The organism is Marseilla massiliensis, assembly GCF_016899855.1.
In the GTDB taxonomy this organism is placed as follows: Bacteria; Bacteroidota; Bacteroidia; order Bacteroidales; family Bacteroidaceae; genus Prevotella.
Window position 1 is genome coordinate 1 of record NZ_JACJJG010000130.1, and the last position, 6749, is coordinate 6749.

7 protein-coding genes are annotated in these 6749 nt (G+C 50.9%); 2 read left to right on the forward strand and 5 right to left on the reverse strand.

What is annotated here, in order from left to right:
* Positions 1-415: 415 nt before the first annotated feature.
* Positions 416-2179 (reverse strand): GNAT family N-acetyltransferase, encoded by a 1764-nt coding sequence (locus tag H6A34_RS13070; RefSeq protein ID WP_205105873.1) that lies wholly within the window; start codon positions 2177-2179, stop codon positions 416-418.
* Positions 2180-2516: 337 nt separating this feature from the next.
* Here H6A34_RS13070 and H6A34_RS13075 point away from each other — a divergent pair, with 337 nt between their 5' ends.
* Complete coding sequence (locus H6A34_RS13075; RefSeq protein WP_205105874.1) at positions 2517-2735, forward strand: hypothetical protein; 219 nt, start codon at positions 2517-2519, stop codon at positions 2733-2735.
* 226 nt (positions 2736-2961) lie between these two features.
* Here the strand turns inward: H6A34_RS13075 and H6A34_RS13080 are convergent, their stop codons facing one another.
* A complete protein-coding gene (locus H6A34_RS13080; protein WP_205105875.1) occupies positions 2962-3858 on the reverse strand; it encodes a ComEA family DNA-binding protein in 897 nt (298 codons plus the stop codon).
* Positions 3859-3946: 88 nt separating this feature from the next.
* The gene (locus tag H6A34_RS13085; protein ID WP_205105876.1) at positions 3947-5308 is read right to left on the reverse strand and encodes a sodium-dependent transporter; all 1362 of its coding nucleotides are present in this window, start codon (positions 5306-5308) and stop codon (positions 3947-3949) included.
* A gap of 161 nt (positions 5309-5469) precedes the next feature.
* On the opposite strand from H6A34_RS13085, the gene H6A34_RS13090 reads away from it, so the two are divergent.
* Positions 5470-5862, forward strand: a complete 393-nt coding sequence (locus H6A34_RS13090; protein ID WP_205105877.1) for a VanZ family protein — start codon at positions 5470-5472, stop codon at positions 5860-5862.
* Here the strand turns inward: H6A34_RS13090 and H6A34_RS13095 are convergent.
* On the reverse strand, positions 5822-6328 hold the full coding sequence (locus H6A34_RS13095; RefSeq protein ID WP_021947896.1) for a CYTH domain-containing protein: 507 nt from the start codon (positions 6326-6328) through the stop codon (positions 5822-5824). The two genes, H6A34_RS13090 and H6A34_RS13095, sit on opposite strands and share 41 nt — an antisense overlap.
* 6 nt (positions 6329-6334) lie before the next feature.
* A complete protein-coding gene (locus H6A34_RS13100) occupies positions 6335-6472 on the reverse strand; it encodes an archaellin/type IV pilin N-terminal domain-containing protein (RefSeq protein WP_021947895.1) in 138 nt (45 codons plus the stop codon).
* Positions 6473-6749 lie beyond the last annotated feature (277 nt).

The following is a 6749-nucleotide window of genomic DNA, read 5'->3' on the forward strand; positions in this document are numbered from 1 at the left end:
GGCATGACAACCGCCTTCTTCATATCCGGCGGCCGCTGCTCCTCGCCTGTGTCATCATTTCAAAGAACTTTTTACTTCCCCAGGGGCAACCCCTGAAAAGCGGATGCAAAAGTACACACTTTTCACATTACCACCAAACCTTTTCAAGAAAAAGTTTTAAATAATACCGTATTTTAACATACGTTTACAAATAAAACGTCACAAAAGGGGCTTTCCACATTATTATATTATAGGGCAATATGTTCATTTGTTCCTCAGGGGCAAATAAGGCTTTAGCCAGAATAAAACAGACAGATTTATGGAATCAGTTAAAGAAAAAGCCTCGAATCAACGAGCAGAATATTATTTTCCGACCATTGACTCGAGGCTGAAGCCACGCAAAAATAATGCGGAAACGCAAATAATATGCTTATATTCAGTTAAGCATGAAGTTCATTTCAGCGTTTTCATCCTTGAAAATAAATTCGGCAAGTCCATTAATTGACATCTTCACTGCCGACGGATCAGGCTCGTCAGTCTGCCTTACCTTACCACCGCTTATTATGTAATACGCATTGTTCATTGGAATGTCAGCGTCACCGTCAACACGTATCGACAAGTGTTCATCCGCATGCGTTTCGGCATACAGGCGCAATGCCTTACGTGCATTGACGACGCGTAACATGCCGTCGATATTCCCGCTTTGCGGCACATAGTCTTTCCCGGCCAGGCGTATGTCCTCACGTATAACCTCAAATCCGGCCTCATCATGTAGGAGAACACAGTTACGTGAACGCTGCACACGGTCGAACTCATCAAAATCCACGGCAAGGGCGTCAACGGGTGGCGGCGTACATTTTATAATACGGGCATAGCCGCACTTTCCGTACCATTCATACAGCCATGGTTCTGCCGGTATCAGCGAGGCGAACACCACATCACTATGGTACAGACGGAAATGCGCCTGCTTCATCAGGTTGTTGCCGATGTCCTGACGACGGAACTCCGGCAATACCGATACGCCGCTCATATAAGCAGTATTAATTTCGCGCCCACGATACAGCATGCGGTAAGGCAGTGTCTGCAAGGCCGCCACTACACGCCCGCCAAGCTGGCAGCACACGTTGTACTCGCTCCTGTACACCTTGGAGAAATACAACTCAACGAAATCTTCCGGGTCGCCGAACACTGTGCGCCAGATGTCTTTCGTCTCGCGCAGGATACGCTCCTGGTCCTCGAAGTCGGCCAGCGGACGCTTCTCCATCACCGAGTTTTTCTCCAGAAGGATGTCCGGACGGTACGATAGCTTGGCCTTTCGCAGGCCTTCGTCACCCAAGTCCTCCTCACGGTTTATGTAAAAGTACTGCTCGGGAATATGCTTCGCAAACTCCTGGTTGATAATGCTGAAGGCCCCTTCATAGTTCACGTCGGCCTTCTCTACGCACACGTCGAAGGTATTATGGTTGATCGGGCAGCCGTACGTGAAAGCCACCATGCGGCCGCCGACGAATATCGAGCCGCCGAAAAGCCCCAGTTCGCTCCAGCGGTTGAATGCACGCGTCATCGAGCGCAGCTCCTCCGACAGGTCATCTTCCTGTCCGTCACCACCGTCACCGACGGCAGCCGAGCGCCACTGGCGCTCCAGTTCAAGACACTGAGGTATCAGTTCGGGCGTAAGCTCGCGGTATTCGTAGTCGGGATACAGGCTCTTGAACTTGTTGATATGGTTGCGCTTGCTCTGCAGTTTCTTGCCTGACAGGTTCACGAGTTTATCCCTTTCATATATATAATCGCTGTAATCACGTTCAGTCTTTATATCGAACACGTCAGGAAAATGCGTCTCGATTACGTCGCGCATGTAGTTGCACACGCCGAGCATGAGGAAAGGATGCCCCATGGCTATGGCGTCGTCGTGCATGGCGCGGATAACCTCTGCCGAGCATTCATCACACGGCTCTACCCTCATCGTGCCGTCCGGCCGCTGCTTTGGGCGCGCTACCGGGGCCATATATGCGAGATGGCGGCCGGCGTAAAAGCGGAACACGAGATAATCGTTTACTACGGCAAACTGGGTATTATAAAGAAATCTCCAACTTATGAGGTTGGCGAACGACAGGTCGCAGTTCTGCCGCTCGCCCCAAAGAGTAAAGCTTTGTATAAGGGCCTTGTCGGCAACGGTAACATCCTTGAACTTTATCATATCGGGAATATGCTTGATTTTTATATCGGCAAAAATATAAAAAAACGAGGAAGGGGAACTATGAAACGCCGAAAAAATTTATACGCCAGGGCCAATCGCCGCGCCTTGGCGGAAAGAATACCGCGGCAGGACACACACCCGTGCAAGCCCAGCCGCCTGCCGCCATGCGCTCAAGCTGGGTAGGAACAATCAATGTATAAATGTCACTGCCTACTTATTAAATTTATTAAATAATGTTTCACCGACTTTACATCGGGCGTTTTGACGGGTCAAATATATAGAATGTCGATAAAAATCACTATATTTGTAAAAAGTTAAACCTAAAACACGCCGTATTATGAAAAGAATAACCCTATCGGTAACGGCCATTGCGGCACTATGCATGTCGTTGGCATTCAGTTCTTGCGTAATCCACAGGGATGGTCCGCGACGTCCACACCACAAGAAACACCACCGCGACAAGCCTCCGCGCCACCACCGTCCGCACCATCCTCACGCATGGTCGGACGCCGGCCACGACGGCGGGACCTACTATCCCGGACATTGGTATGCATAAACAGTAAGCGCTGTTATGCCAAAGCGCATAACGCACTGACGCCCAAGGCGTTACAAAAGGCCGTCTTTTATATTGCAAAAGGCGGCCTTTCAGCATGCGATTGGCGGCCTTTCGGAACGTAAAAGACGGCCTTTTGAGTTTCATCCGAAATCCAGTTGCATTGCCGATGGTTATATCACGGCATAAAATCAATCAAAAACGGTAATCTTATAAACGCCGATACGCATCAGAACTCTACGTAATGGCTCAGCCTGTCCACCGCCTCAGGCGTAAAGTCCTTGTACAGGCCAAGCTCCGACAGCGAACGTATAATGCCGTGAAGGCGGCGGTGGTCAACTATGGTTTTCGCCCTGTAAAAACCTATGTACGGATGACGCCGCAGCTGGCTCAGCGTAGCCGTGTTCACGTTCAGCCGCCGGCACCGGGCCGTGCCGATGTCGAAATAAGGCAGGGCCGACTGCGGAAAGCCGCTGATTTCAAGCAGTTGCGACACGCTGTAATACCCGCCCAGCCTCTCGCGGTAGCCCACTATGGCACGGGCGAAGCCGCTGCCTATGCCCGGCACACGCTTAAGCAGCGACGTATCGGCGGCATTTAGCGACACATGCTCGCCCGGTTTCAGTTTCAAAGGATACCTGAGCGTATCGCGCACATACATGTCACGTGTTTCAGCTACCGCCAGCCCGGCAGCCGGACGGTAGTCGGGCGATATCCGTATATACGGTTCAAGAGCCTTGTACTGCCCCACTGTAAGCCCGTAAAGGCGGGCAAAGTCGGACGGCTTACGGTATATGCCGCCACTGGCGCGGTATTTATAGATGTTCCTCACCTGCCAAGGTGCAAGGCCGAGACGCAACAGTTCGGTACTGTCGGCAGTGTTAGGGTCAAAGGCGAACAGCTCCGCGCGGCGGCCCTCAACGGCATAATAACGCACGGCGTGGGGCCGTACTCTGCCCGGCCCCACGCCGGCAGAGTCAACAGCGGTACTGTCGACGGCAACAGCCGACGCCGTCTCGCCGGGTTTACCAAGATAAAGTAGCAGTCCTACAGCCGCCACGACAACAGCCAGAAGGGCTATTAACGCATAGCGGTCGGCACGTTGAAGATAAAAAAAGCTTTTCATCTGTATAACATCTAAGGTCGTAAGGCATTATGCCATAGCGGCAAATACCGCCGGGGCAAGCCTTACGCCAATCCCCGGCGGCAGCATATCATATCCAACCGAACTGATGAAGGAATATCATAAGGATGCAAATCGGGCATACGAACTTGATGCAAAAGAGGTAGGTATGGAACAGTTTGCCACGCAGGGTGCCCCAGTTGGAAAACTCGTCACGCACCATCTTGTGCGGCAAATACCAGCCCACGAACAGGCAAGTGAAGAAACCGCCGACGGGCAACATCACCTGTCCTGTAATGAAATCGAAGAAATCGAACAGCGAACGGTCGCCGATTTTAAGGAAGTCGAGCTTGCCCAACGACAACGAACATACGGCGCCTATCACCGAGCAGAGTATCGTAACCGTCCATGCGGCACGCTTCCTGGTAGTGTGCATCTCCTCATGTATGAACGCGGTAGTAACCTCATGGAGCGAGATGAGCGACGTTATGGCCGCCAATGCCAGCAGAGCGTAAAAGGCAAAACCCACCACATAGCCCACTACGGGCAGCGAGGCGAAGGCCTGCTGGAACACGTTGGGCAGCGTGATGAACACAAGCGAAGGCCCAGAGTCGGGATTAATGCCTACGGAAAAGGCCGCCGGGAATATCATAAGTCCGGCCAGGATGGCCACGGAAGTATCGAGAACGCCGATTTGCACGGCCGACTTCATCAGGTTGGTCTGACGGCTGAAATACGACGCATAGGTGCATAGACACCCCATGCCGATACTCAAAGAATAGAATGACTGCCCCAACGCGCCGAGGAAAACATCACCTCCGACTTTAGAAAAATCTGGCTTGAAAAGGAATTTCACACCCTCAAAAGCACCCGGAAGCAGGCATGCCGACACAACGACGATAAGCAGCAGCACGAACAGGGCAGGCATCAGCAGCTTGGAAGCCTTCTCTATACCGCCACGAACGCCGTGAATTATGACGTAATGAGTGATTAGAAATATCGCCACTGTCCAGAATACAGGCTTGAACGGGTCTTTCTCGAACGTGGCGAAATATTCCGCAAAGAACTCTGGCGAACCGTGGAGCTGGCCTAACAATGACGCCGCTATGTACTGAAGGCACCATCCCGCCACCACGGCATAGTAACTCGTGATAAGCAATCCGGTAAAAACGCCGAAATAACCGATGGCCGCCCAAGGCGTTCCCCCAGCCAGCGAACGATACGCCCGGGCCGTGTTGGAAGCCGCGTGACGGCCTATTATAAACTCGCTGACCATACACGGAATGCCGAACAGCAGCACGCAGCCTACGTATATGACTATAAACGCCGCCCCGCCATACTCGCCGGCCATGTACGGAAACCTCCATACATTACCAAGACCGACGGCCGAACCTGCCGTGGCAAGTATCACACCAAGCTTACTTCCGAAGCTCGCCCTTTCAAGTTGAGTCATGTCTTAATCCTTTCCTGATAGATGTTCCATCAACGCCTCGCCGCCACTTGACATACGGATGGACGTTTGACGGGAGATGAAAAATATTCTCGTTTTTATTGATTAACTGATTGCAAATGTAAGAAAAACATCTTACTTTTGCAGCAAAAACATCATTAGAAATGAAAATAAACATCCATTTGATAAGAAAATATCCAGTTTCTTGCCTGTTTCTGGCAACAATCTGGGTCCTGTGTTTCTGCACAACACCGCATACGCCGCTTGACAACGTGGCCTTCATAGACAAATGGACGCATATCGTTATGTATCTCGGAACATGCCTGACCATCTGGATTGAATACCTCAGGACACACAAAAAGCTAAATTCGGGACGGCTTTTCGTATGGGCATGGCTTGCCCCCGTACTTATGAGCGGACTTATCGAGATACTTCAGGCGACGTGTACCGGCGGACGGCGAAGCGGCGACTGGCTCGACTTCGCGGCAAATACAGTAGGCGTGACGCTTGCCGCCGTCATCGGAATTCTGGCGGCAAGGTATCGCGCCAGGCACTGAACGGCATGGCCATAAGCGACGAGTTGTAGAACCGGCGGTCGCCAGTCACTTCGTCGGCAATGAAGTCAGGCTTTGTAAAAGGCTCGTTTTCGCTACCCAGTTCCACCTCTGCCATTACCAGACCGTCGTTTTCTCCGTAGAATTCATCTACCTCAAAGACATGCCCTCCGCTCCTTACGAGATAACGGGTCTTGTCGATTACCCCTGGCAGACACAGTTTCATAAGTTGCCGTGCTTCGTCAAGGGTAATCTCTTTTTCAAACTCATAGCGCGTAGTTCCTGCCGGGTCTGACGGTCCCTTGATTGTCAGGAACCCTCGATTGTCGCGCATGCGCACCCTAACGGTACGCCCACGGTCGGCGCAGATGTATCCCTGCGTTATCCGGCTGGCGGCATACGCCAGTTTCTTGTATGGCTGCCCGTCCTTATGGACAAGGAACTTGCGCTCTATCTCAAGACCACTCATACCTCATCACATGAACATTGCAGCCGCAATGAAGATGACCGCTAACACAATAAGTGCCGCGAATATCCATGTAACTACTTTCTTTGCTTGTTTCTCTTCACGTGCCTCACGCTGCGCGTGGCGCACCTTGCTTCTCTGACTCATGATTATTTAATGTTTAAGTTAAGGTTATTGCTTTTATATTTTGTTGTTTTCAGGAGTTAAGAAGTTATGGAGTAAAGGAGTTAAGATAAATGACTTGTTAAGTGAAAAGTGAAAAATTAAGAGTGAAGAAATCATTGCCTGAACAGGCAAACTTGATTATTCATTTTTCATAATTAATTATTCATTCAACAGGGCATTTGTCTTAACTCCTTTACTCCATAACTTCTTAACTCCTAAGAAATTTACTCTTCCTCGCTCACTGGGAACTCCATGAGGT

Coding starts and splice junctions, on each gene's coding strand:
- H6A34_RS13070 (WP_205105873.1), bottom strand. CDS start 2,179: ATGATAAAGTTCAAGGATGTTACCGTTGCCGACAAGGCCCTTATACAA.
- H6A34_RS13075 (WP_205105874.1), top strand. CDS start 2,517: ATGAAAAGAATAACCCTATCGGTAACGGCCATTGCGGCACTATGCATG.
- H6A34_RS13080 (WP_205105875.1), bottom strand. CDS start 3,858: ATGAAAAGCTTTTTTTATCTTCAACGTGCCGACCGCTATGCGTTAATA.
- H6A34_RS13085 (WP_205105876.1), bottom strand. CDS start 5,308: ATGACTCAACTTGAAAGGGCGAGCTTCGGAAGTAAGCTTGGTGTGATA.
- H6A34_RS13090 (WP_205105877.1), top strand. CDS start 5,470: ATGAAAATAAACATCCATTTGATAAGAAAATATCCAGTTTCTTGCCTG.
- H6A34_RS13095 (WP_021947896.1), bottom strand. CDS start 6,328: ATGAGTGGTCTTGAGATAGAGCGCAAGTTCCTTGTCCATAAGGACGGG.
- H6A34_RS13100 (WP_021947895.1), bottom strand. CDS start 6,472: ATGAGTCAGAGAAGCAAGGTGCGCCACGCGCAGCGTGAGGCACGTGAA.